Origin of the sequence: Litorilituus sediminis (assembly GCF_004295665.1) — a bacterium.
In the GTDB taxonomy this organism is placed as follows: Bacteria; Pseudomonadota; Gammaproteobacteria; order Enterobacterales; family Alteromonadaceae; genus Colwellia; species Colwellia sediminis.
This window is the reverse complement of record NZ_CP034759.1, coordinates 4,030,726-4,053,798: the sequence shown is the minus strand read 5'-3', so window position 1 is coordinate 4,053,798 and position 23,073 is coordinate 4,030,726. Positions and strand designations below refer to the sequence as shown.

Sequence of the window (23,073 nt, the reverse complement as noted above, 5' to 3'; positions counted from 1 at the left end):
ACTTTCAAAGCACAACCATACATTTACTCGAGATAAAACATGAAAATTGAAAGCTTAATGTCAACCAAGTTGGTTACGCTACATTTAGATGATGACTTATCCAAGGCAAAGGATGTCTTTAATACGCATAATATTCACCATATTTTAATTCTTGACGATGACAATAAACTTGCCGGTGTCATCACCGATAGAGATTTATTTAAACATCTAAGCCCAACCGTTGGTACTAGCAAAGAAAGTCCGAAAGATATTTCATTAATGCAAAGAAAAATGCATCAAATCATGAGTAGAGAATTAATCAGCGCAAAAAAAGAGCAATCCCTCAATGAAGCGGTATTGCTCTTTCATGATAATCATATTTCTTGTTTGCCTGTTACTAACGAACAAGGCAAAGCAATTGGTATTATTACTTGGCGTGATATTTTAAAGGTAATTGCCCTGCAATATCGAAAGAAAATCAAACAAAGCGGCTAGCTAGAGCTAGCCTTTAGCCGCTATGATGAACTCGGTTTAGCTAAAACTCTTCTTCTTTTGGCTCTAAACCATCTAAGGTCACGCCTGATAAGCCGCCCACGCCGCCTTGCTCATTACTGCGCAATTTAATCATGAGACGTAAGTCATTTGGCGAGTCGGCATGATGTAGCGCATCGGCATAGGTAATAAGCCCTTGCTGATATTGATTAAAGAGTGCTTGGTCAAAGGTCTGCATACCTAGCTCGTTAGATTTTTCCATCACTTCTTTAATACCACCAATTTCACCTTTTTTAATTAATTCAGCAACATAAGGTGAGTTAAGCAATATTTCTATAGCGGCAACACGGCTATTACCATCTTTAGTGGGTACTAACTGCTGAGCAATAACGCCACGTAAGTTCAATGCCAAATCAAATAACAACTTACCATGCTGATCAGCAGGAACTAAATGCATAATACGGTCAATGGCTTGGTTAGCATTGTTAGCATGCAGTGTCGCGATACATAAGTGACCTGTTTCAGCAAAACTTAATGCATGCTCCATAATTTCTTGGCTTCGGATCTCACCAATAAGAATAACATCAGGCGCTTGACGCAATGAACTTTGCAGCGCAGCAGTAAATGACTCGGTATCTAAGCCCACTTCCCGTTGCGTTATCATACTTTTGCCGTGCTCGTGGACAAATTCAACCGGGTCTTCAATGGTTAAAATATGGCCTCTGGAGTTGCGGTTACGATAACCAATCAATGCAGCCATTGAGGTTGATTTACCTGTACCTGTACCACCAACAAACAGTACTAAGCCACGTTTTGACATCACCACATCTTTTAATACCGGCGGTAAACCCAAGGCATCAACATCAGGTATTTCAGTTACAATACGACGAATAACCATACCCGCCATATCCCTTTGCCAAAAAGCTGAAATACGAAAACGACCTATACCTTCAATTTCAATCGCAAAGTTACACTCTTTTTCCTCGGCAAATTGCTGCTTTTGCTTTTCATTCATGGCGTCATGCACCAGACCTAATGATGCTTCAGGTGTTAACACCTCTTCATCAATCGGTTGTAATTCACCATTAATTTTGGCGCTAACCTGCAACTTCGCGGTAACAAACATATCCGACGCATCTGACTGCACCATTTTTTCTAATAACTGATGAAACTTCATTCTACTACCTTCAATTTCCAACAAGCTTAAAACCTTTATCTTCACTTACCTTAGTATAGCCGCTAAGTATCAAAACTTAGCGACACATAACTAAAGCTTAAAAACTGGCAAACTGGTTTTTATCTTGTGCTTTTTCCATGGCATCTTGTTTAGAAATCAAACCTCGGTTAACTAGATTTTGTAAACACTGATCCATGGTTTGCATACCGTGTTGCATACCAGTTTGAATGGCTGAATACATTTGCGCAATTTTATCTTCACGAATCAAGTTACGAATAGCTGGCACGCCAATCATAATTTCATGGGCAGCAACTCGGCCACCACCTATCTTCTTGATTAAGGTTTGTGAAATAACTGCACGCAGTGACTCAGAAAGCATAGAGCGCACCATAGATTTTTCTTCCCCTGGGAATACATCAATAATACGGTCAATGGTTTTTGGTGCAGAGGTAGTATGCAGGGTACCGAAAACTAAGTGACCAGTTTCTGCTGCGGTCATCGCAAGGCGAATCGTTTCCAAGTCACGCATCTCACCAACGAGGATAACGTCGGGATCTTCACGAAGTGCTGAGCGAAGTGCTGCTTCAAAACTTAAGGTATCACGATGAACTTCCCTTTGGTTTAATAAGCACTTTTTATTTTCGTGAACAAATTCAATCGGGTCTTCAATGGTAAGAATATGATCATGCTTGTGGTTATTAATATAATCCACCATAGCGGCGAGGGTCGTCGATTTACCAGAGCCGGTTGGCCCTGTTACCAACACTAAACCGCGTGGTGTGTCCGCAATATCGCGGAAAATATCAGGACAACCTAATTCTTCTAATGACAATATTTTACTGGGAATGGTACGAAATACTGCCGCTGGGCCGCGGTTTTGGTTAAAGGCATTCACCCTGAAACGAGCTAAATTAGGCACTTCAAAAGAGAAATCCACCTCTAAATTTTCTTCATACTCTTTGCGTTGCCTGTCATTCATAATATCATACACTAAAGCATTGACATCTTTGGCATCAAACGCCGGAATATTAAGCTTACGCACGTCACCATCTACACGAATTGAAGGTGGTGTCCCTGTTGATAAATGTAAATCTGATGCGTCATGCTGCACACTAAATGCAAGTAATTCGGTAATATCCATACAAAACCTCAGTATTGTTATTAAGTAGAACGATTATAATAGGTTAAAAAAACTTAACATGATAAACATTAAAGATAATCTTGATAAAATTAAAGCGCAAATTAACCAAGCTTGCCAGCAAAGTGGTCGCAATTCTAACGAGGTGAAATTACTTGCTGTCAGTAAAACCAAGCCCGCCAGTGATGTTGAACAAGCTTACTTAGCCGGGCAAACTGATTTTGGCGAAAACTACCTTCAAGATGCCTTAGAAAAAATCACACAGCTTAGCCATTTACCTCAGATAACCTGGCATTTTATCGGCCCTATTCAATCCAATAAAACTAAGCATATAGCTGAGCACTTTGCTTGGGTTCATAGTATCGATAGAGCCAAAATTGCATTACGCCTTAATGATCATCTAAATGACATCGATAGCCAAGATACTCCGCTAAACATTTGTTTACAAGTGAATATTAGCGAAGAAAATTCGAAATCAGGTTTATCTATCGAGGAAATATTGCCCTTAGCTGAGCAAGTAAACCAGTGTAAAAATCTCTGCTTACGCGGTTTAATGGCCATACCTGAAAAGAATGCTTCAACTGAAACTTACCAAAAAATGCAGCAACTTTTTAATGACTTACAACAGCGCTATCCAAGTGTTGATACCTTATCATTGGGTATGTCAAACGATTTAGCACCAGCAATTGCCGCCGGCTCAACTATGGTAAGAATTGGCACAGCCATTTTTGGCGCCAGAGCTTAAGCAATGAAAACAACAGAAAACAACTTAATTATTGAGAATAACAACATGAACAGTTTAACCAAGGTAGCCTTCATTGGCGCAGGCAACATGGCTAAAGCAATTAGCATAGGTCTTATTAATTCAGGCAGCAAGCCAGAAAGCATTATGGTAGCCAATCCATCAGCAGAAAAGCGACTTGCCCTAGCCAATGAGTTTGGTATTGGGCAAACTGATGATAACGTAAAAGCCGCTGAGTTTGCTGATATTATAGTACTGGCAGTAAAACCACACTTTATTAATACCGTATGTACCCAGCTAAGCCAAGTTAATAATATTCAAAATAAACTCATCATTTCTGTTGCAGCCGGCATTACCGTAGCACAAATTCAACAGGCATTAGCTTGCCAGGCCGGCGTTGTTCGCGTTATGCCAAATACCCCTTCGCAATTAGGCTTAGGTATGAGTGGACTATTTGCTTCCCTTGAAGTGAACGCAGCACAAAAATCAGCAGCCGATAAACTAATGAAAGCTGTAGGTGAAGTTATTTGGTTAACCTCGGAAACAAAAATTGATGCCATAACAGCAGTAGCAGGCTCAGGCCCGGCATACTTTTTCTTATTTATGGAAGCGATGCAAAAACAAGCCTTAGCATTTGGTTTTTCAGGTGAAGAAAGCCGTATGCTAGTACAACAAACAGCGCTTGGTGCTGCACAAATGGTGGCTCACAACAATATTGATATTAGCCAATTACGTGAAAATGTAACCTCAAAAGGCGGCACCACCTTTGCAGCTTTAGAGCAGTTTAGAGAAAATGGTTTAGAGCAAATCGTTTCAGGCGCGATGACGGCAGCATTTAACCGAGCACAAGAGATGGCTAAAAATAATAATTAACTTGAGCTTAGTAACATCAACAGTTACAAACTTTACCATAGCCTTTAATGGTCTTTTTCATTATGCTAGAGCTAACAAATTGTGCTGTTAGCAATTATTTTTCGGAGAAAACAACACTATGGAAGCAATTATTTATTTGCTTAGATTCGCTTTTGATGCCTTATTAATGATTTTAATCATGAGAATATGGCTACAATGGGTAAAAGCTGACTTTTACAACCCACTTAGCCAGTTTATCGTCAAGGTAAGTAATCCTTTAGTTGTGCCATTAAGACGCATTATTCCCGGCTTAGGCGGCTTAGATTTAGCCACACTATTATTGGCTTATGCTGTAGCGACATTAAAGTTTGTTGTTATCGCGGCATTAGCAGGTGAAAACTTAGGTGTATTGGCGCTTTATATCGGTTTACTAGTTTTCGTAAAACAAGCAGGCTTCTTACTGTTCGTCATTATGATCGTTATGGCGATAATGAGTTGGGTTGTACAAGGTTACAATGCTACTTTGATGATTTTCCATCAACTTACTGAGCCATTCTTACGCCCTATTCGCGCGGTGATCCCTAATATAGGCGGTTTAGATTTATCTTTAATTGTTGCATTTTTAATTATGAATGTAATCAATATCTTACTTTCTGGTTCATTGCCTTACTGGGCATCACTTTAATCGATAGCGGCTTAAGTCAACATAAGTGAATTAGGCCGGTATAATTTCATCAATTTTTTTAAGACTGTTCTATACTTAAAAGACGTTGGAATAGTCTGACACCAAGTTAACAAGGAGAGCACCATGAAAGTTTTAATGAAAGCTTGCCTGACCTTATTTGTTAGTCTGTTGCTTCTGAGCACTGTCAACGCTGAAAACATGAAAAAGTTAGGTTCAATGAATGTTCATTATATGGCTATTGGCTCCACTTTTTTCACTCCAGAAATTGCTAAAGTGTATGGCATTACCCGCAGCAGATATAATGGCCTAGTGAATATTTCAGTACTTGATAATAGTAAATCAGGTACGCCAGCTAAATCGGTAAGTATTACAGGTACGGCAAAAAATAACCTTGGTCAAATGAAGCCGCTTGAATTTAAAGAAGTCAAAGAAGGCAGCGCAATTTATTATCTAGCACAAATTAGCTACAACAATGAAGAAACAGTACATTTTAATTTAACCATTAATGATGGCAAAGAGCAGCAGCAACTGAAGTTTTCTCAAACATTCTATGTTGATTAACTGACACCATCGTCTACATTCGTGACACGGAAAAAAGAGCCTTTTGAGCTCTTTTTTCATTTTTACTCAGCTCGAAGTAAGTTATCATTGCGCCAAACTAATCAAGGTAAGTGTAAATTCATGTCCAAAGTCGTCTTAGCCACAGGTAATCAAGGCAAAGTAGCCGAGTTATCTGCTTTGCTTGCAGAGCACAATATCACTATCGTTCCACAAAGTGATTACAATGTTCCTGATGTTGCAGAAACAGGAACGACCTTTGTTGAGAATGCCATAATTAAAGCAAGGCACGCGGCAAAAATAACGGGGTTACCTGCAATCGCGGATGACTCAGGCCTTGAAGTAGATGCCCTTAATGGCGCCCCTGGCGTTTATTCAGCGCGTTATGCCAGTGACATTGTCTCAGGCAAAGTAACAGATGACGATAACACCAATAAGCTACTCTGTGCACTCGCTGAGGTAGAAGAAGCAAAACGCACTGCCCGTTTCCACTGTGTTTTAGTGTATATGAAGCATCATCAAGACCCAACACCTATCATATGTCATGGCATCTGGCATGGCAGCATAACGAAAGAAAAAATGGGTGAACAAGGCTTTGGTTACGACCCGGTATTTTGGCAAGAAGCGCTGCAACAAACTTCTGCACAGTTACCAAGAGAGATAAAAAACAAATTAAGTCATCGTGGTAAAGCATTGGCTCAGCTGGTCGAAGCGTTAAGTAATACCACGTTAGCAGAGTAAGTTAGCCTACAAGCATGCAATTAATTAATCCCCCCCTTTCTCTTTACATCCATATTCCTTGGTGTGTACAAAAATGTCCCTATTGTGACTTTAATTCACATGCCATCAAAAACACTATGGATGAAGTTAATTATGTTAATGAATTAATTAAAGATCTCGATAGTGATATTGAACGTTTTCAATTAAATAACCGTCATCTGCATTCAATTTTTATTGGCGGCGGTACTCCGAGCTTATTTTCTCCTCAAGCAATTGAGAAATTACTCAGCCAAGTTCTACAGCGATTTGAACATCATAGTGATATTGAAATTACCTTAGAAGCAAACCCTGGCACGGTAGAAAGTGATAAGTTTACAGGTTTTGCCCAAGCAGGGATTTCACGTTTATCTATTGGCGTGCAATCATTTGAATCAGACAAGCTCATCAAACTTGGCCGAATTCATGACAGCCAACAAGCCATTAAAGCCGCACAACTTGCTAAAACAGCAGGTATAAAGAGCTTCAACCTTGATTTAATGCATGGCCTGCCAAATCAATCATTAGACAATGCCCTAGATGATTTAAAAACAGCGATTCGCTTAGCGCCCGATCACCTCTCTTGGTATCAATTAACCATTGAACCTAATACTGCATTTCACTCCAAGCCACCAAAGCTGCCACAGGATGAAGTATTATGGGACATTCAAGATAAAGGTTTTCAGCTTCTCAGTGACGCGGGCTATAAACAATACGAGATTTCAGCCTTTAGCAAAGCAGATAAACAATGCCAACATAACTTAAACTATTGGCAATTTGGCGACTACTTAGGCATAGGTTGTGGTGCCCATGGTAAAATTACCGATACACTAAGCAAGGAAATTTATCGCACTGTAAAAGTTAAACATCCCAAGGGCTACCTTGACACCAGTCGCCCTCATTTAGATCATTTAACCACAGTAACAGCTGATGAATTACCGTTTGAATATATGATGAACCGCTTGCGATTGTTTTCACCGTTTACGCTCGATGATTTTGAACAAAGAACAGGCTTAGCAAGTAAAACGGTTTTAAGCCAACTTAAGCAAGCACAAGATAAAAAGCTCATCACAAACAGTAATCAACAGTGGCAAATTACCACCCTAGGTCACAGGTATCTAAACGACTTACTCGAGTTATTTTTATGAGTGAACTAAAGCAGCAAGATATCCACAAGCAATGTCAATTATCAGCAGATAAAGCCTTTATGCAGCGCGCCTTTGAGTTAGCTCAGGTAGCTGAAAGCTATGGTGAAATCCCGGTTGGCGCTGTAGTGGTTTATAACAATAACATTATCGCTGAAGGCTATAACCAATCCATCACCTTAAATGATCCATCTGCTCATGCTGAAATGATTGCCATAAGAGAGGCAGGTAAACAGCTTAACAATTACCGCCTGCTTGATTGCACATTATATGTCACGCTAGAGCCCTGCCCTATGTGTGCAGGCTTACTGGTACACAGCAGAATAAAACGTTTGGTTTACGCCAGCGCTGATTTTAAAACAGGTGCTGCCGGCAGCAGCTTTAATTTAGTAGCTAACTCACAGCTTAATCATCAAATAGATGTGACTAGCGGCGTATTAGCAGATGAATGCAGCCATATGCTATCAGCGTTTTTCAAGCGTAGACGTGAAGAGAAAAAAGCGTTGAAAAAGCAAGCTAAAGATAACTCAACTAGTTAATTCAAGTACTACAGTTAATTGAATAACTGTGAACAATATAGATTAAGTGTTGTTTCACCTCCCTTGTGCTATGTTAAATAATAGTTTCTATGCTGTCAGTTTTATGCTGACAATAAAGTACATCGTCAAGAAGGGATACTATGTCTGATGACTCAGCCAATAACACTAAATCAGCTAGCCAAAGGGAAAGTTCGCATACAAGGCAACAACAAGAGCTAAAAGAAAAGCTCCTCCCTATTGAAAAAACTCAATTTTCTATTGGTTTGCAAATTCCAGTCGCCGCTTTTATTTTATCCATTTCTATCGCGGCTATCGTCAGCTTTTTCTTTTACTTTGAAACGCAAAGAGTATTAGCTAAACAAACCAGTAATGAGCTGGCAGAAGAAGTAAACTTAGTTAAACCCATCATAGACCAGCTATACACCCAAGCATACTCTGATACGCTATTTCTTAGCGGCACACCGCCTATCATGGGCTTACTCAATGCTACGGAGCAAAACGACACCTTAAATTATCAATTATGGAAAAATCGCTTAGAGCAGATTTTTACCAAGTTTGTGCAAAACAAACCGTTTTATTACCAAATTCGTTACATAGGAGTAGAAAATAATGGCCTAGAACTGGTTAATGTCAGAAGTTTTGAAAGTAATCAGCAAGTAAGCGCAGTGCCTAACAGAAAGCTACAAGCAAAGTCTCACCGGCCCTACTTTAGCCAAGCTATTGAAAAAGCTCTTGGTCAGGTATTTTTCTCAAAAATTGAATTAGCTCGAAATTATGGCAAGGTTGAAATACCGCATAAAGCGGTATTAAGAACAGCAACGCCCATCTACCACCCAAGTACAGAGCGAGTCTTTGGTTTTATCATCATTAATATTAATTTTGGCGAGTTTATTGAGCAACTTAATCAACATGAACTAAGAGAACTATCATTTTATTTAGCTAATGAACGAGGCGACTTTGTTTTTCATCCAGAAAAAGATAAACGTTTTGGCTTTGATCTTGGCAAACCTTACTTAATGCAAGATGAGTTCCCTCAACTTGGCGAAGCCATCACAACTAAGCTTACGGATAAAAGCTTATCAGAAGTATCTAAAGGCAATAAGCAATACCTAGGTCACTTTAAACAGCTGACCTTTACTGAATTAGGTAATGAGCACTACTTAAACCTATTAGTATTAAAGCAAACCGATGTTATTGAGCAAACATTATCTTCATTTAAAAATCGCAGTCTACTTTTAGGCAGCGTTATGGCTTTACTGTCTTTGGCGCTTGCTGTTTTTGCCGCAAAACGTATTGCCAAACCACTAAAAACTATCGCTAAGAGCCTGGAAAACTATGAAAGTGGCAAAGCGCTTTCCAAACTGCCGACCAATAGCTGCACAGAAATTGGGGTATTAGCGCGTAGCTTTCATAATTTATTAATTGAAATACAACTGGCTTTGCATGAACAAGAACACTCTGCGCTACTCGCTGAAGAAGCAGCAAATAAGATTACAGCCATCTTTGATAATGCAGCACAAGGCTTTATTACTATTGATGAACAAGGCAAAATAATGTCGTTCAACCGAGCAGCGCAATCTATCTTCGGTTATCAAGAAAAAGAAATCCTAGAGAAAAACATCACCTTATTAATACCTAAAATACACGCGACAACCTACGATAACGCGATTAAAGAAGCTATCATAACAGGCCTTACTGACATTATAGGTACAGGGCAAAAGCTCACAGCGGTTAAAAAATCAGGTGAAGAGTTCCCTATTCATTTAGCGGTATCAAAAGTGCAAACCGATCAAGGTTATATCTTCACAGGGATTATTCGCGACATTTCAAAAGAAATTCAACTAGAAATAGCGCAAGAACAAAACCAAAAGGCATTATTAGAAGTCAATGAGCGGATCAGCCTAGCAACCGATGCCGCAAATATAGGTATTTGGCAGTATGACTTAAAACAAGATAAGCTCACTTGGGATAAATGGATGTTCAAGATTTATGAAGCAAATAAACAAAGTTTTGCCGGTAACATTACTGATTGGCAAAATGCTGTACATCCAGACGATTTAGCCACAGCGACACAAGCCATAGAGCAAGCTATTCAAGAAAAAGGCTTTTTCAACCATGAATTTCGCATTGTAACCCCAAGTGGTCAAACTAAGTTTATTAAAGCCAATGCCAGAGTCAAACTTAATAGCCAAGGTCATGTAGTACAAGTAATTGGCGTCAATTTTAATATCACAAAACTAAAAGAAGTTGAGCAAAAACATATCGCCGCTAAAGAATTAGCAGAAGAAACGGCTCGGGTAAAAGCTGAATTTTTAGCGAGTATGAGTCACGAAATACGCACGCCAATGAATGGCGTGCTTGGCATGCTAGGTTTACTTATGCGTAATGAGCTAAGTGACGAACAAATGCATAGAGTGAAACTTGCAAATTCCAGCGCTCAAGCGCTACTTAATTTAGTTAACGATATCTTAGACTTTTCTAAGGTTGAGGCCGGTAAACTAGAGCTAGAATTTATCGACTTTGACTTAAGAAAGCTACTTGGTGACTTTGCCGAATCAATGGCGCTAAAAAGCCAAGAAAAAAACATTGAGATCATCTTAGACAATAGCCAAATCAAACACAGCCATGTTAAAGGCGATCCTGGTCGCATAAGGCAAATATTAACCAACCTAACAGGTAACGCGATTAAATTTACCGAACGTGGTGAAATAGTCATTACTGCCAAGCTAATAGAAAAACAAGGTTATGGCGCAAAGGGTAACTTAGCGTTTCATTGTGCTATTAGCGATACTGGCATAGGTATTCCTGAAGATAAAATAGCAACCTTGTTTGATTCCTTTACCCAAGTTGATGCTTCTACCACACGCAAATACGGTGGCACAGGCCTGGGCTTAGCCATATCAAAGCAATTATGTCAGCTTATGCATGGTGATATTCAGGTAACTAGTGTCTTAAATCAAGGCTCTACTTTTTCTTTTACAATCGCATTACAAACCAGTGAACAGGCGAAAAAAGTTATCCCTAATATAAATATTGAAAATATCGCCATGTTAGTTGTTGACGACAATGCCACCAACCGCCTGGTATTAAAGCAACAGTTAGAGCATTGGGGTGCGAGCGTAACGGAAGCAGACAGTGGCGTTACCGCGTTAAATATACTTAAACATTCAGCCTCAGCAAACAATCAAAATGCTCAACCATTTAAAGTCGCTTTTTTAGATATGAATATGCCTGGTATGGATGGTGCTGAGCTGGCCAAACGTATTAAAGCAGAACCTGAATTAGCAGAATTAAAACTGGTGATGATGACCTCTATGGCATCTCGAGGCGATGCCAGTTATTTTTCCAGCCTTGGTTTTAGTGCCTATTTTCCAAAACCAACAACCACCGAAGATATATTTAAAGCAATCGCTTTGACACTGGCAGAAAAGAATCAGACTCAAGCTGTACCTATTATCACACAACACTTGTTAAGAGAACTCGAACAAGAAAACACAATAGAGCAAGGTTTTGATTCAACACCAAGCAATGCCAAAGAATTAGCGTCCTGTCGGTTATTATTAGTGGAAGATAATCGTATCAATCAAGAGGTAGCGCGACATGTACTCGCTGAATTTGGCATAACCCCTGATGTCGCAGCCGATGGTGTCGAGGCGATTGAATCACTAAAACTTTCCTGTGCTGATACCCCTTATGACCTTATTTTAATGGATTGCCAAATGCCGCATATGGATGGCTACCAAACAACTAAAGCAATTAGGCAAGGCGATGCAGGAAAGGCGAATCAAGATATTATTATTATCGCTATGACGGCAAATGCCATGAAGGGAGATAAACAAAAATGTCTCAACGCCGGCATGACAGACTATTTGACCAAGCCGATTGAGCCCGAACAGTTAAAAGAAAAGCTTCTTCATTACCTAGTGCATAATGAAAAAACCTCAGTAAGCGAAATGGTAAACAACAAAGCAACTGAAACTATGCCAGAAACGCAAACGCCAACAGTGTTAGCAAAAACAGCCAAAGAGAAGAAAGGGGAAAAAGAAGAAAAATTAAGCGTGTGGAAAAAAGAAGCGTTACTTAAGCGCTTAAACAATAATAAAGTGATTCTTGAACAATTACTCAAATTATTTATTGATGAATTACCTAGTCAGTTAAGCGTACTGAATAATGCGCTTAAGCAGAACAATCTTGAGCAGAGCAATTTAGAACAACTACTGCAAGCAAGTCATAAAATTCAAGGTATGGCAGCAAATATCAGTGCGATTGAATTACACAATTTAAGTAAAACATTTGAGCAGCAAGTAAAAGCGAATAATCTTCAAGCCCTAACGCCTTTATTAATTCAAATAAACGCTAGCTCTAGTTCGCTAACTTGTTTAATTAGCAAAGAATTAACGCAAAATAATGCCGTGGTAGTTGATGACTAGTTAACCGCCGCACCATCAACTTGACGAGCAACAACTGATAAAGTTTGGTTAAAATAAAACTGTCTTCTGTTAATCATTTTTTGTTGTTGGCGGATAAGTTGCTTTCTGCGCTGACTTGTTTGTAATTGTCTTTTTAGTTTCATAATACCTTCTCAAATAATGTGTTAATTGCTTAATTAAGTAGCAAGTTCATCAGTATTATTGAAAACTTTCATGACAGTTTAATGACAAAGTAAAAATCAAAAGGCGATTGAATTTTTTATCTATTCACTGATTTGCTCAGGTACAATCACCTGCTCTGGTATCTCAAGCTCTTTGGCCTTATTATCAAGCCAAGTCAAGGTATCATAGTAACGTCGAATATTCTCTACATAACGAACTGGCTCTTCTCCACGAGCATAGCCGTACTTAGTATTCTTGTAATATTTCTTTTGTTGTAATAACGGTAATCGCGATTTTACTTCCACCCAACGATCAGGATCACCACCTTGGCGCTGGGTAATAATTCTGGCATCATTTAAATGACCAAAACCAACATTATATGAGGCTAAGGCAAACCAGATTCTATCCGGTCTTGGAATACGATCAGGGATCTTATCTATCATACGTTTAAAGTACTTTGCACCACCGCGAATACTTTCTTCAGTATCTAATCGGCTTTTTATACCCATTTGTTTTGCGGTTGCCAAAGTTAACATCATCATACCTCTGACACCGGTATGTGAGCGAGCATGAGGTCGCCAGTGAGATTCTTGGTAACTTATCGCTGCAAGCAAGCGCCAATCAATATCTTGGGCGTATTTCTCAAAGAGGTGCTGGTATTTGGGGAGTTTTTTTTCTACGGCTTTAATAAAAGTTCTGGTATCAACATAATCAAAACTTTCAATATGACCATAATACTTTTCATCTAACGCCAGCAAGGTTCCGTCGTGATGCACCTGACCAAAAAACTCAACTAGGCTAGCTAAAATATCATCTTTAGCATTTTTACTCACCACCCAAGCTAACTGCTCAGGTTTTTTTATGGTAAAACCTATGCTAATTTCAGGAAAATAACGACGATTAACTGCCAAGCTGTTGCTATCAATAATGGTGTAATCAATCTCTTCACTCAATACCTTGCCAAGCAGTTCTTCATTATCAAAATCAGCGGTTTCTTGCCAAGTTAAATGCTGGTTTCTCAGTTTTAATTCTTCAAGATTTTCCACATAACTTGAACCCGCAGTCACCAATAAACTCCCGGTTAAATCAGCTACTTTTCTTGGCCGCTTTTTACCTTGCTTATAAACCAGCTTTTGACTCACCGTTTCATAACTTGGCGCAAAGCGAAATCGTTTTAATCGCTTATCGGTAACCGATAAACCAGCGGCAAGCACATCGACTTCACCTCGGTTTAACTTCACAAATAACTCATCCAAGCTATAACTTGGCACAATACGTAACTCCACATTGATGGAATCAGCATATTTTTTTGCCAATTCATATTCAAAACCGGCATAACCATCAGCTTTTACATAGTAATTAGTGGGACCATATAAGGTGCCAACATGAATCACACCTCTTTCTAATACACGAGATAAACTTGCCGGCTCATCTTTTTGCCCACATGAAAATAAACTAATAAGAACAAGAATAAAAAAGAATAAACGCAAAGTTTTGCTCAAGCTATTTTCCTGTAAGGTGCTGAGCGGGTTATGCATAGTTATGTCAAGTGAATGATATTTCATGACACTAATTGTGTCGTGTATTTGATTTTTAGCCAAGCACTTTTTTCTATTAGGTTTTTGCCATTAACAAAGCGAATATTTTCAACTATAATACGCGCGAAATTTTCGGTTAGACCTAAAATGAGTAAAGGTCTAAGCAACCCCCACATAAAACTTGGTAAATATCCTATGACGATGTTGATTAAAAATCTTCGTGGCGCTCCAGCACTTTCAGAGTTTAGAGTTAAAAAATTATTGACTCAATGTGAACAGTTACAACTACCAGTAACAGACATTTACGCTGAATTTGCACACTTTGCTCAACTAAACGCTGAGCTTTCGTCTCAAGAAGAAGATGTATTAAAGCAATTATTAACTTATGGCCCAACTATTGAGGAACATGAACCTCAAGGTCTATTGCTTTTAGTAACACCTCGCCCTGGCACCATTTCGCCTTGGTCATCTAAATCAACAGACATTGCTCATAATTGTGGCTTAGAAAAAGTTGTTCGTTTAGAGCGTGGCTTAGCTTACTACATTGAAGTAGCAGCAGGCTCAGAATTATCAGAGCAACAACAAGCACAGCTTATCAGCTTAATTCACGATCGCATGATGGAAAGTGTTTTTGCTAGCTTTGAGCAAGCCAGCAGCTTATTTGCTACGGCTGAGCCAAGTGAATTAGTTTCTGTAGATATTGAATCAGGTGGCAAGCAAGCCCTTATTAACGCTAACGTTGAGATGGGTCTTGCCTTAGCCGATGATGAAATCGATTACTTATTCGAAAATTTCACCAAGTTAGGTCGTAACCCTAACGATATTGAATTATATATGTTTGCTCAAGCAAACTCAGAGCATTGTCGCCACAAAATCTTCAATGCTGACTGGACTATTGACGGTGAAAAACAGCCAAAGTCATTATTTAAAATGATCCGCAATACTCACGAAGTAAACTCTGACTTCGTGTTAAGTGCATATAAAGACAATGCCGCGGTTATGGTAGGTAACAAAGGTGGTCGCTTCTTCCCGAATGCCGAAACTAACGTTTATGACTATCATCATGAAGACATTCAAGTCTTGATGAAAGTTGAAACCCATAACCACCCTACAGCTATCTCACCTTACCCAGGTGCAGCAACTGGTAGCGGCGGTGAAATTCGCGATGAAGGTGCTACAGGTATTGGCTCTAAACCTAAAGCAGGTTTGGTTGGTTTTAGTGTATCTAACCTTCGCATTCCTGGCGCAGAACAGCCTTGGGAAACTGATTTTGGCAAACCTGAGCGTATCGTATCAGCATTAGATATCATGCTAGAAGGGCCATTAGGTGGCGCTGCCTTTAACAACGAATTTGGCCGACCAAATATCTTAGGTTACTTCCGTACCTATGAAGAAAAAGTCAATTCATTTAACGGTGAAGAAGTACGCGGTTATCACAAGCCTATTATGATTGCAGGTGGTATGGGTAACATCCGTGATGAGCACGTACAAAAGCGTGAAATTGTCGTTGGCGCCAACCTGATCGCTTTAGGTGGCCCAGCAATGAATATCGGCTTAGGTGGCGGTGCGGCCTCAAGTATGGCTTCTGGTCAATCAAGCGAAAACTTAGACTTTGCTTCTGTGCAACGTGAAAACCCTGAAATGGAACGTCGTTGTCAAGAAGTTATCGATAAGTGTTGGCAGCTAGGTGAAAACAACCCAATTGCCTTCATTCACGATGTTGGTGCTGGTGGCTTATCAAATGCGTTTCCTGAATTAGTCTCTGACGGTGGCCGTGGTGGTCAGTTTGAGTTACGTAACGTACCTAACGATGAGCGCAGCATGTCACCACTAGAAATCTGGTGTAATGAGTCACAAGAGCGCTATGTAATTGCCGTATCAGATGAAAATTTAGAGACATTTAGCAAGATCTGTGAACGTGAAAGAGCACCATTTGCTGTGGTAGGTCGTGCCACTGAAGAGGAGCACTTAACGGTTACTGATGAGCATTTTGACAACAAGCCAATTGATTTATCGCTTGATATTTTATTAGGCAAAACCCCTAAAATGCATAAAGATGTGAAAAGTAAAACCGCTGCTGGCGATGCATTAAACTTAGCAGATGTCAGCTTAGCTGATGCTGCTGACCGTATTTTAAGCTTACCTACCGTTGCAGAAAAAACCTTCTTAATCACCATAGGTGATCGCTCGGTAACAGGTATGGTTAACCGCGATCAAATGGTTGGTCCTTGGCAAGTACCTGTAGCTGACTGTGGTGTTACTGCAAATGCACTTGACAGCTATCATGGTGAAGCCATGGCGATGGGTGAGCGTACACCAGTTGCACTATTAAACTACGGCGCTTCAGCTCGCTTAGCAGTAGCAGAGTCAATTTTAAACATTGCTGGCGCTGATATTGGTAGCTTAAAACGTATTAAACTTTCAGCGAACTGGATGTCTCCAGCAGGTCACCCAGGTGAAGATGCTGGCCTTTACGAAGCAGTTAAAGCCATTGGTGAGGAGTTATGTCCAGCATTAGACTTAACGATTCCCGTTGGTAAAGATTCAATGTCAATGAAAACACAATGGCAAGAAAACGGTGAAGACAAAGCGGTCACCTCACCATTGTCATTAGTGATCACTGCCTTTGGCGCTGTTGATGATATTCGTAAAACAGTAACGCCACAATTAAGAACTGACAAAGGTGCTTCACGCCTTGTTGCCATTGACTTATCAGGCGGTAAAAATCGTTTAGGTGGCTCATGTTTAGCGCAAGTATACAAGCAACTAGGCAGTGAAACACCTGATGTTGATAACAGCGAAACATTAAAAGGCTTCTTTAATGCCATTCAAGAGCTTGTTGATAAGAAGAAGTTAGTTGCTTATCACGATATTTCAGATGGTGGTCTATTCACGACAATCACTGAAATGGCCTTTGCTGGTCACACAGGTGTTGATGTTGATCTTACTAAGCTTAACTCAACCTTAGGTAATGACTTAGATGTATTATTTAATGAAGAGCTAGGTGCTGTTATTCAAGTGCTTGAAGATGACGTAAAAGCAGTACATGAAGTATTTGCTGAGCACGGCGTACTTGATTTATGTACTGATATCGGTCGAATCAATAACGATGATATGATTCGCTTTAGTCGTGATGGTAAAGAAGTATTAGCAAATACTCGTACTTACTACCGTACGCTTTGGGCACAAACTACTTACCAAATGCAATCGCTACGTGATAACCCAGAATGTGCTCAACAAGAGCACGATGTTAAGTTTGACACAGAAGATCCTGGTCTAAATGCTGAGCTAACATTTGATATCAACGAAGATATCGTGGCTGACTTAATTGCCAAAGATGCTGATAACAATTCACACCCTAAAGTAGCAATTTTACGTGAACAAGGTGTTAACTCTCACGTAGAAATGGCGGCAGCTTTTGATAGAGCGGGTTTTGTTGCCATTGACGTACATATGTCTGACATTCTCGCAGGTCGTACTGACTTAGCTGACTTTAACGGTTTAGTCGCTTGTGGTGGTTTCTCATACGGTGACGTTTTAGGTGCTGGTGAAGGCTGGGCAAAATCAATTTTATTCAATGCCAATGCGCGTGAAATGTTTAAAACCTTCTTCGAACGTGAAGATACCTTCAGCTTAGGTGTTTGTAATGGTTGTCAGATGCTATCTAACTTAAAAGATATCATTCCTGGCTCAGAAGCATGGCCACGTTTTGTCCAAAATAAATCTGAACGTTTTGAAGCACGCTTCTCTTTAGTTGAGATTCAAGACAGTCCGTCTGTTTTATTTGATGGTATGGCTGGCTCTCGTATGCCAATTGCAGTATCTCACGGTGAAGGTCGTACCGAGTTTAGCTCTGAAGATGCCATTGCAGCAGCGAATGATTCAGGCACAGTATCAATGCGTTATGTTGATAACTATGGTCAAGTAACTGAAACTTACCCGGCTAACCCGAATGGCTCACCTGATGGTATCACAGCACTGACGACAACAGATGGTCGCGTTACTATTATGATGCCTCACCCAGAGCGTGTTTTTAGAACGGTTGCTAACTCATGGCACCCTGATAACTGGGGTGAAGATTCTCCTTGGGTTCGCATGTTCCGCAATGCGCGTAAATTTATCGGTTAATTAACGACCGTTAAACTTTACAGATTGAATAAAAAGCCGACATTTATGTCGGTTTTTTTATTGCTTAAAAATTGTTAAGCTCTCAGTGTCAACAACCTGAGTTCGGCTTAGTAAAACAATAACAAGGGAGCTTACTTGCTATGCAACCACATGATTCCAGCCCGTTAACTGATTTTATCGAATATCCCCCAGAAGAAATGCAACAACGTTCTGCTGACTTCTATCAAGACATTAAACGTCGTCATTCAATTCGAAAATTCAGCGATAGAGCGGTTGATAAAGCCATTATAGAAAACTGCATCAAAGCCGCAGGCACAGCTCCGAGTGGTGCAAATCACCAGCCTTGGCATTTTGTTGCTATCAGCAGCCAAGAAATTAAAAAGCAAATTAGAGAGCAAGCTGAATATCATGAACGTGGCTTTTATGATGGCCGCGCTGGTGAAGAATGGTTAAATGCACTTAAAGATTTAGGCACAGATGCTAATAAACCTTATCTAGAGCATGCGCCTTGGTTAATCGCCATTTTTAGCCAAAAGAAAGGCGGTATTAAAGAAGAAGATAAAAATACCAATTACTATGTTCATGAATCGGTAGGTATAGCAACCGGCTTTTTAATTACTGCCTTGCATAATGCAGGTTTAGCGACTTTGACGCACACCCCAAAGCCAATGTCTTTTTTAAACAAGATATGTGAAAGAGGTGATAATGATCGAGCTTACATGCTACTCATTGCCGGTTACCCTAGTGATGATGCGACTATACCTGCGCATGCTCAAGTGAAAAAATCGTTATCAGATATAGCAACCTTCTTGTAACGTTTTTTCCAATATCTAACTCATCGATTGTAGCTAAGCTAAGTTTAACTTAGCTTAGCTACAATCAAGCTGAATATCAGTACAGCCCTTTGGGCAAAATATACCTGAGTGTTCAGCTTGCTCTGATGATGAAAACTTAAGAGGTTGCTGACATTCTTGGCACAACACCTTCTGCCCTGCTAGCACCTGAGTCACAAGCTTTTTTTGTTGAAAAAAAGATTGTTTGCTGGATTTTTGTAATGCCGCAAACTTGGAAAGATCTAAACTCATAAATATATCAATTACTTTACAAAATAAACGCCATCAAACTTACCATGTAATGGCGCAGAGCTTGTTTCTAATAGCTCTTGATAACCACTAATACTAAAATAGCTTGCTGGCATGTTCGGGTAAGCCGTTATTTCCCATGGAAAATCAGGGTTTGCCTCAAAAGGACAAAATGATAATTTTTGGTTATTCTCCAGTAACAGTTGACCAAATTTAAGTGCTAATTCCTGTGAGGGAAAAATAACTGAAAATTCAATTTCTCTTTCAACTGACAAATCATCACCTGCTTGTTGCATCTCCCATAGCGTATTACCTATGTCATCTTTTGGAAAAAGCGTAAAGTCACGTGTCATTATGTTCACTTACTTTTTAAGGTTCTCTTTACATTTTAGCTTATGCTATTAGCATAAACCTAGTAAAATAGTGAAATTAGCATCAAGATGACTGACTTTATATGCCTAAGAGCTGCTCCGATAAAACTGATTTAGATAAAAACCAAATCATAGAATGTCATATCAATATCAACAGTAATAATGAAAAGTCAGTAGTAAGCTTATTAATGGCTGCTTGCAATGAACAAAAACAGCAGCTTTCAAATAGCGAGATAAAACAAGCAGTTAACAAAGGTGCTTTATGGTTAACTCGCGGTAAAGGTACACAAAGGTTAAGGCGTTTGAAAAGGCCGCTAAAAGCCAATGACACCTTGCACTTTTACTATAATCAGAAAGTGCTTAGTACAACCCCTTTAGCTGCCAAGTTAATTGCTGACTTTACTGATTATAGCGTTTGGTACAAACCTTATGGCATGTTAGCAAATGGCTCTAAATGGAGCGATCACTGCACCATCACTCGTTATGTAGAGCAATCATTACTACCTCAGCGACCTAGCTTTTTAGTACACAGGTTAGATAGAGCAGCCACAGGATTAATACTAATAGCACACAGTAAAAAAGCAGCGAGTGCGTTAGCGAAAATGTTTGAAAAACGTCAGCTAGATAAACAATATCAAATTATTGTTCATGGCGATCATAGCAGCTTGCCACAACCACAAATTATTACCGCTGATGTTGATGGCAAAAGCGCGCGCAGTACTTTTACTTGCTTAAACTACAACAACGAGCTGAAGCAATCACTTATTCAAGTTAACATTGACACAGGTAGAAAACATCAAATTAGGTTACATGCCGCAAGTATTGGTATGCCCGTGGTAGGCGATAGATTACATGGCAAGTCTGATGTTGATAATATCGATTTACAGCTATGTGCTGTCAGCCTTAAATTTACTTGTCCACTAACAGGACAAGCTAGAGAAGTTGCATTGCCAACTGAGCTTAGACCTCAGTTGGCTTAAGTCGCTATGATTATGATTAGGCGCAGTAATTAAAATCATCATCAGCGAGTAATGACAAAGCATCCCCCACTAAATCAGAGGTGTTAATCGCTTTTAATAGCGCTAAACCTTGCTGACGTTGTTCAAGCGTTAAAGCTTTATAAGGTAGTCTAAAGTTTGGCTTAATTGCTTCTGTCATCATCAAGGCGGTATTAATGGCGATTGGGTTTGGCTCGCAAAATAGCCAGTTCATTAATGCTTGTAAACTATCGTTTAACTCAGCATTTTGTGAGTCCATTAACGTTCTCATTAAACCTGGTACGATATTAGAGGTCACAGAAATAACACCATGTGAGCCAAATTGATGCCTACCTAAATAACTTTCATCATCGTTACCCGACCAACAGGCAATGCCTTGCTTTTCATAATGGGCTATACGCTCGTTTCCTGCACATTCTTTAACACCGACAAAATTAGGGTGTTTAGCTAATGGCTCTATCACTTCAGGGGTTAAGTCTTGACCTGTACGTCCAGGTACGTTGTAAATAAAGGCAGGACCAATATCAAGTACGCGCTTAAGGTGCTCACTTACGCCAGCTAATGATGAACGCCCATAGTAAGGGTTTATTTGCAAAGATGCATCCATACCAACAGCAAAACCATTTTGAGTTGCTTTAATAGCCTCACGGGTATTATTGCTACCAGTATTACCGATAATAATTAACTTATCAGAAAACTTATGAACACAATGAGCAATTAAAATTAGGTGTTCTTCCCACGTAAGTAACTGCCCTTCGCCAGTTGTACCACCAACAATAATACCATCAACGCCCGCGGCTATTTGTTGTTCAATTAAGGCATCATAAGTTTGTAAACAAATATCTCCCTTACTATCGTAAGGCGTTTTAATGGCGGTTATTAGACTGGCAGCTTGTAATCTTTTCATTGGATTCTCGAGTATATCTACTTTTGGAAATTAAATAGCACTAGCTAGCGCCCTGCTACTTATAAAATTATTCGGTCAGTACTCGTTAGCAATGACCTACCTCATCAACAACTTTGTACATAGTAAACTCTTCTTTGCTAACAACATGTTGGTATTTAAATACATCGTGTGTTAACTGCAAAACTTTATATGCTTGATAGTTATCTGCATTATTTAAGTCTGCGGCAAAGACTTCTTGCTCAACCACTTCATTCTTAGTGATGGTAAAATGAATATCGCCAACTAAGCCCCAATCACCAAGTTCTATTATTTGCTCTTGATGTTTACTTGCGCTATCAGAGCAAACAAAGGTAAATTCAAAACTACCATCTGCGAGTAATTCTGCATACTCTACCGTTCGAATGCCTTGCTCATTGGTATCATTACGATACCAACGACCAATAAGTAAGTCTCTTGCATAGTTCATACAGCAAAACGCCTTGCTAGCTGGGCTAATTGTTCATATTGAAAGCATAAAAAAATAATGCGACTTTGCCAAAACAAAGTCGCATTATTCTAATAACAATTCACACTATTGCCAATGCGAATATCGAAATTCTCTTGGTTAATTCGCTAGTTTTTTAACACTTTAATACTACCATTGACGCTTTCTAAGTTAATTTTAGTGCCACCACGACCAATATTGCCGTTTAAGCTACGACCTACATAGCTATTTTTCTTCGCCTTTAAGCCAAAATCTGTGTTGATGCTGCCATGCATAGTCTCAATATCTAATGCGGCATTAACCTCTTCAGGTAGATAAAGTTTAATGCTGCCATTAACTGTTTCTATTTCAATATCATCTAAATTTTGATCAAGCGATTGATAATAGGCTTTGATACTGCCATTAACGGAGCTAATGTCACTATTATGACTTAGCCCTTTTGCCACAATAGAACCATTAACCAGCTCTGCTTCTACTTCGCCTTGTACCCCCTCTATGGTTAGGCTGCCATTAACTAATTCAATATCTGATAAATTAGTCGATGCCGGCAGCCACACTTGATAGCTCACCTGCCCCGAATTGCTATTTTTGTAATTAAATGATTTCTCATACTGAGTGGCAACATTAACTTGGTCACCCTGCTGTTTCATTTTAACTTCAATACGATCTCTGCTTTCTTGATCATCGGCTTTAATTGTCGCGATAACTTTAATTTTTGCTTGCTGCCAACTAGTAATTTCAACTTCACCATTAATGTTTGATAAAGTGAATGTGCTGTCATCATTGACTGAAAATGATTTCTCGACGACATCTTCCACATCGGCATACACAGGTAATGCCATTGTCATTGCTAAGCTCATAGTGATTAATGATTGCTTTAAAGTCGTTTTCATATTGATTCCTTGTGTTC

The 23,073-nt window shown here is 39.5% G+C and carries 21 protein-coding genes; 12 read left to right on the top strand and 9 right to left on the bottom strand.

Annotated features, from left to right (window positions below; all coding sequences use genetic code 11):
• Window positions 1-39 precede the first annotated feature (39 nt).
• Window positions 40-474: a CBS domain-containing protein gene (locus EMK97_RS17985; RefSeq protein WP_130604152.1), complete on the top strand. Its 435-nt coding sequence runs from the start codon at window positions 40-42 to the stop codon at window positions 472-474.
• A gap of 40 nt (window positions 475-514) precedes the next feature.
• Here EMK97_RS17985 and EMK97_RS17980 read toward each other — a convergent pair whose 3' ends face one another.
• Complete coding sequence (locus tag EMK97_RS17980) at window positions 515-1,648, bottom strand: PilT/PilU family type 4a pilus ATPase (protein WP_130604151.1); 1,134 nt, start codon at window positions 1,646-1,648, stop codon at window positions 515-517.
• A 97-nt stretch (window positions 1,649-1,745) separates the two neighbouring features.
• Window positions 1,746-2,789: a type IV pilus twitching motility protein PilT gene (locus EMK97_RS17975; RefSeq protein ID WP_130604150.1), complete on the bottom strand. Its 1,044-nt coding sequence runs from the start codon at window positions 2,787-2,789 to the stop codon at window positions 1,746-1,748.
• Between the two features lie 58 nt (window positions 2,790-2,847).
• Here EMK97_RS17975 and EMK97_RS17970 point away from each other — a divergent pair, with 58 nt between their 5' ends.
• The 8 genes from EMK97_RS17970 (at window position 2,848) to EMK97_RS17935 (ending at window position 12,493) form a co-directional block, all read left to right on the top strand.
• Window positions 2,848-3,531: a YggS family pyridoxal phosphate-dependent enzyme gene (locus tag EMK97_RS17970; RefSeq protein ID WP_130604149.1), complete on the top strand. Its 684-nt coding sequence runs from the start codon at window positions 2,848-2,850 to the stop codon at window positions 3,529-3,531.
• Between the two features lie 3 nt (window positions 3,532-3,534).
• Window positions 3,535-4,401 carry a pyrroline-5-carboxylate reductase gene (gene proC, locus EMK97_RS17965; RefSeq protein WP_246028830.1) on the top strand — a complete coding sequence of 289 codons (867 nt, stop codon included), beginning with the start codon at window positions 3,535-3,537 and terminating at the stop codon, window positions 4,399-4,401.
• Between the two features lie 118 nt (window positions 4,402-4,519).
• On the top strand, window positions 4,520-5,065 hold the full coding sequence (locus tag EMK97_RS17960) for a YggT family protein (protein WP_130604148.1): 546 nt from the start codon (window positions 4,520-4,522) through the stop codon (window positions 5,063-5,065).
• 123 nt (window positions 5,066-5,188) lie between these two features.
• Window positions 5,189-5,626 carry a DUF4426 domain-containing protein gene (locus tag EMK97_RS17955; protein ID WP_130604147.1) on the top strand — a complete coding sequence of 146 codons (438 nt, stop codon included), beginning with the start codon at window positions 5,189-5,191 and terminating at the stop codon, window positions 5,624-5,626.
• 120 nt (window positions 5,627-5,746) lie between these two features.
• Window positions 5,747-6,364, top strand: coding sequence for an RdgB/HAM1 family non-canonical purine NTP pyrophosphatase (gene rdgB / locus EMK97_RS17950; protein WP_130604146.1), 618 nt, complete (start codon window positions 5,747-5,749; stop codon window positions 6,362-6,364).
• 14 nt (window positions 6,365-6,378) lie between these two features.
• A complete protein-coding gene (hemW, locus tag EMK97_RS17945) occupies window positions 6,379-7,527 on the top strand; it encodes a radical SAM family heme chaperone HemW (RefSeq protein WP_130604145.1) in 1,149 nt (382 codons plus the stop codon).
• Complete coding sequence (gene tadA, locus EMK97_RS17940) at window positions 7,524-8,063, top strand: tRNA adenosine(34) deaminase TadA (protein WP_130604144.1); 540 nt, start codon at window positions 7,524-7,526, stop codon at window positions 8,061-8,063. Before hemW ends, tadA begins: the two co-directional genes overlap by 4 nt.
• A gap of 140 nt (window positions 8,064-8,203) precedes the next feature.
• Window positions 8,204-12,493 (top strand): response regulator, encoded by a 4,290-nt coding sequence (locus EMK97_RS17935; RefSeq protein ID WP_130604143.1) that lies wholly within the window; start codon window positions 8,204-8,206, stop codon window positions 12,491-12,493.
• Here the strand turns inward: EMK97_RS17935 and EMK97_RS19095 are convergent.
• Both EMK97_RS19095 and mltF read right to left on the bottom strand, forming a co-directional pair.
• Entirely contained in the window at window positions 12,490-12,636 is a 147-nt protein-coding gene (locus tag EMK97_RS19095; RefSeq protein ID WP_170176808.1) for a hypothetical protein, read from the bottom strand. The two genes, EMK97_RS17935 and EMK97_RS19095, sit on opposite strands and share 4 nt — an antisense overlap.
• Window positions 12,637-12,756: 120 nt before the next feature.
• Complete coding sequence (gene mltF, locus EMK97_RS17930) at window positions 12,757-14,157, bottom strand: membrane-bound lytic murein transglycosylase MltF (RefSeq protein ID WP_246028829.1); 1,401 nt, start codon at window positions 14,155-14,157, stop codon at window positions 12,757-12,759.
• A gap of 231 nt (window positions 14,158-14,388) precedes the next feature.
• Between mltF and purL the strand changes: the two genes are divergently transcribed.
• Entirely contained in the window at window positions 14,389-18,321 is a 3,933-nt protein-coding gene (gene purL, locus EMK97_RS17925; protein WP_425462176.1) for a phosphoribosylformylglycinamidine synthase, read from the top strand.
• Window positions 18,322-18,461: 140 nt separating this feature from the next.
• Window positions 18,462-19,136 carry a nitroreductase family protein gene (locus tag EMK97_RS17920; protein ID WP_130604141.1) on the top strand — a complete coding sequence of 225 codons (675 nt, stop codon included), beginning with the start codon at window positions 18,462-18,464 and terminating at the stop codon, window positions 19,134-19,136.
• Window positions 19,137-19,190: 54 nt separating this feature from the next.
• On the opposite strand, the gene EMK97_RS17915 is transcribed toward EMK97_RS17920, so the two are convergent.
• On the bottom strand, window positions 19,191-19,406 hold the full coding sequence (locus tag EMK97_RS17915) for a hypothetical protein (protein ID WP_130604140.1): 216 nt from the start codon (window positions 19,404-19,406) through the stop codon (window positions 19,191-19,193).
• A gap of 11 nt (window positions 19,407-19,417) precedes the next feature.
• Window positions 19,418-19,756, bottom strand: coding sequence for a ribonuclease E inhibitor RraB (locus EMK97_RS17910; protein WP_130604139.1), 339 nt, complete (start codon window positions 19,754-19,756; stop codon window positions 19,418-19,420).
• A gap of 101 nt (window positions 19,757-19,857) precedes the next feature.
• On the opposite strand from EMK97_RS17910, the gene EMK97_RS17905 reads away from it, so the two are divergent.
• Entirely contained in the window at window positions 19,858-20,754 is an 897-nt protein-coding gene (locus tag EMK97_RS17905) for an RluA family pseudouridine synthase (RefSeq protein WP_130604138.1), read from the top strand.
• A 16-nt stretch (window positions 20,755-20,770) separates the two neighbouring features.
• On the opposite strand, the gene dapA is transcribed toward EMK97_RS17905, so the two are convergent.
• The 3 genes from dapA to EMK97_RS17890 all read right to left on the bottom strand — a co-directional run bounded on the left by dapA (window position 20,771) and on the right by EMK97_RS17890 (window position 23,056).
• A complete protein-coding gene (gene dapA, locus EMK97_RS17900; RefSeq protein ID WP_130604137.1) occupies window positions 20,771-21,679 on the bottom strand; it encodes a 4-hydroxy-tetrahydrodipicolinate synthase in 909 nt (302 codons plus the stop codon).
• An 85-nt stretch (window positions 21,680-21,764) separates the two neighbouring features.
• Entirely contained in the window at window positions 21,765-22,145 is a 381-nt protein-coding gene (locus EMK97_RS17895; RefSeq protein ID WP_130604136.1) for a hypothetical protein, read from the bottom strand.
• Window positions 22,146-22,291: 146 nt separating this feature from the next.
• Window positions 22,292-23,056: a DUF4097 family beta strand repeat-containing protein gene (locus EMK97_RS17890; protein WP_130604135.1), complete on the bottom strand. Its 765-nt coding sequence runs from the start codon at window positions 23,054-23,056 to the stop codon at window positions 22,292-22,294.
• Window positions 23,057-23,073: the final 17 nt, after the last annotated feature.

What these genes read in the sequence shown, in the direction of transcription:
- EMK97_RS17985 (WP_130604152.1), top strand. Translation starts at nt 40, where the DNA reads ATGAAAATTGAAAGCTTAATGTCAACCAAGTTGGTTACGCTACATTTA.
- EMK97_RS17980 (WP_130604151.1), bottom strand. Translation starts at nt 1,648, where the DNA reads ATGAAGTTTCATCAGTTATTAGAAAAAATGGTGCAGTCAGATGCGTCG.
- EMK97_RS17975 (WP_130604150.1), bottom strand. Translation starts at nt 2,789, where the DNA reads ATGGATATTACCGAATTACTTGCATTTAGTGTGCAGCATGACGCATCA.
- EMK97_RS17970 (WP_130604149.1), top strand. Translation starts at nt 2,848, where the DNA reads ATGATAAACATTAAAGATAATCTTGATAAAATTAAAGCGCAAATTAAC.
- proC (WP_246028830.1), top strand. Translation starts at nt 3,535, where the DNA reads ATGAAAACAACAGAAAACAACTTAATTATTGAGAATAACAACATGAAC.
- EMK97_RS17960 (WP_130604148.1), top strand. Translation starts at nt 4,520, where the DNA reads ATGGAAGCAATTATTTATTTGCTTAGATTCGCTTTTGATGCCTTATTA.
- EMK97_RS17955 (WP_130604147.1), top strand. Translation starts at nt 5,189, where the DNA reads ATGAAAGTTTTAATGAAAGCTTGCCTGACCTTATTTGTTAGTCTGTTG.
- rdgB (WP_130604146.1), top strand. Translation starts at nt 5,747, where the DNA reads ATGTCCAAAGTCGTCTTAGCCACAGGTAATCAAGGCAAAGTAGCCGAG.
- hemW (WP_130604145.1), top strand. Translation starts at nt 6,379, where the DNA reads ATGCAATTAATTAATCCCCCCCTTTCTCTTTACATCCATATTCCTTGG.
- tadA (WP_130604144.1), top strand. Translation starts at nt 7,524, where the DNA reads ATGAGTGAACTAAAGCAGCAAGATATCCACAAGCAATGTCAATTATCA.
- EMK97_RS17935 (WP_130604143.1), top strand. Translation starts at nt 8,204, where the DNA reads ATGTCTGATGACTCAGCCAATAACACTAAATCAGCTAGCCAAAGGGAA.
- EMK97_RS19095 (WP_170176808.1), bottom strand. Translation starts at nt 12,636, where the DNA reads ATGAAACTAAAAAGACAATTACAAACAAGTCAGCGCAGAAAGCAACTT.
- purL (WP_425462176.1), top strand. Translation starts at nt 14,389, where the DNA reads ATGACGATGTTGATTAAAAATCTTCGTGGCGCTCCAGCACTTTCAGAG.
- EMK97_RS17920 (WP_130604141.1), top strand. Translation starts at nt 18,462, where the DNA reads ATGCAACCACATGATTCCAGCCCGTTAACTGATTTTATCGAATATCCC.
- EMK97_RS17915 (WP_130604140.1), bottom strand. Translation starts at nt 19,406, where the DNA reads ATGAGTTTAGATCTTTCCAAGTTTGCGGCATTACAAAAATCCAGCAAA.
- EMK97_RS17910 (WP_130604139.1), bottom strand. Translation starts at nt 19,756, where the DNA reads ATGACACGTGACTTTACGCTTTTTCCAAAAGATGACATAGGTAATACG.
- EMK97_RS17905 (WP_130604138.1), top strand. Translation starts at nt 19,858, where the DNA reads ATGCCTAAGAGCTGCTCCGATAAAACTGATTTAGATAAAAACCAAATC.
- dapA (WP_130604137.1), bottom strand. Translation starts at nt 21,679, where the DNA reads ATGAAAAGATTACAAGCTGCCAGTCTAATAACCGCCATTAAAACGCCT.
- EMK97_RS17895 (WP_130604136.1), bottom strand. Translation starts at nt 22,145, where the DNA reads ATGAACTATGCAAGAGACTTACTTATTGGTCGTTGGTATCGTAATGAT.
- EMK97_RS17890 (WP_130604135.1), bottom strand. Translation starts at nt 23,056, where the DNA reads ATGAAAACGACTTTAAAGCAATCATTAATCACTATGAGCTTAGCAATG.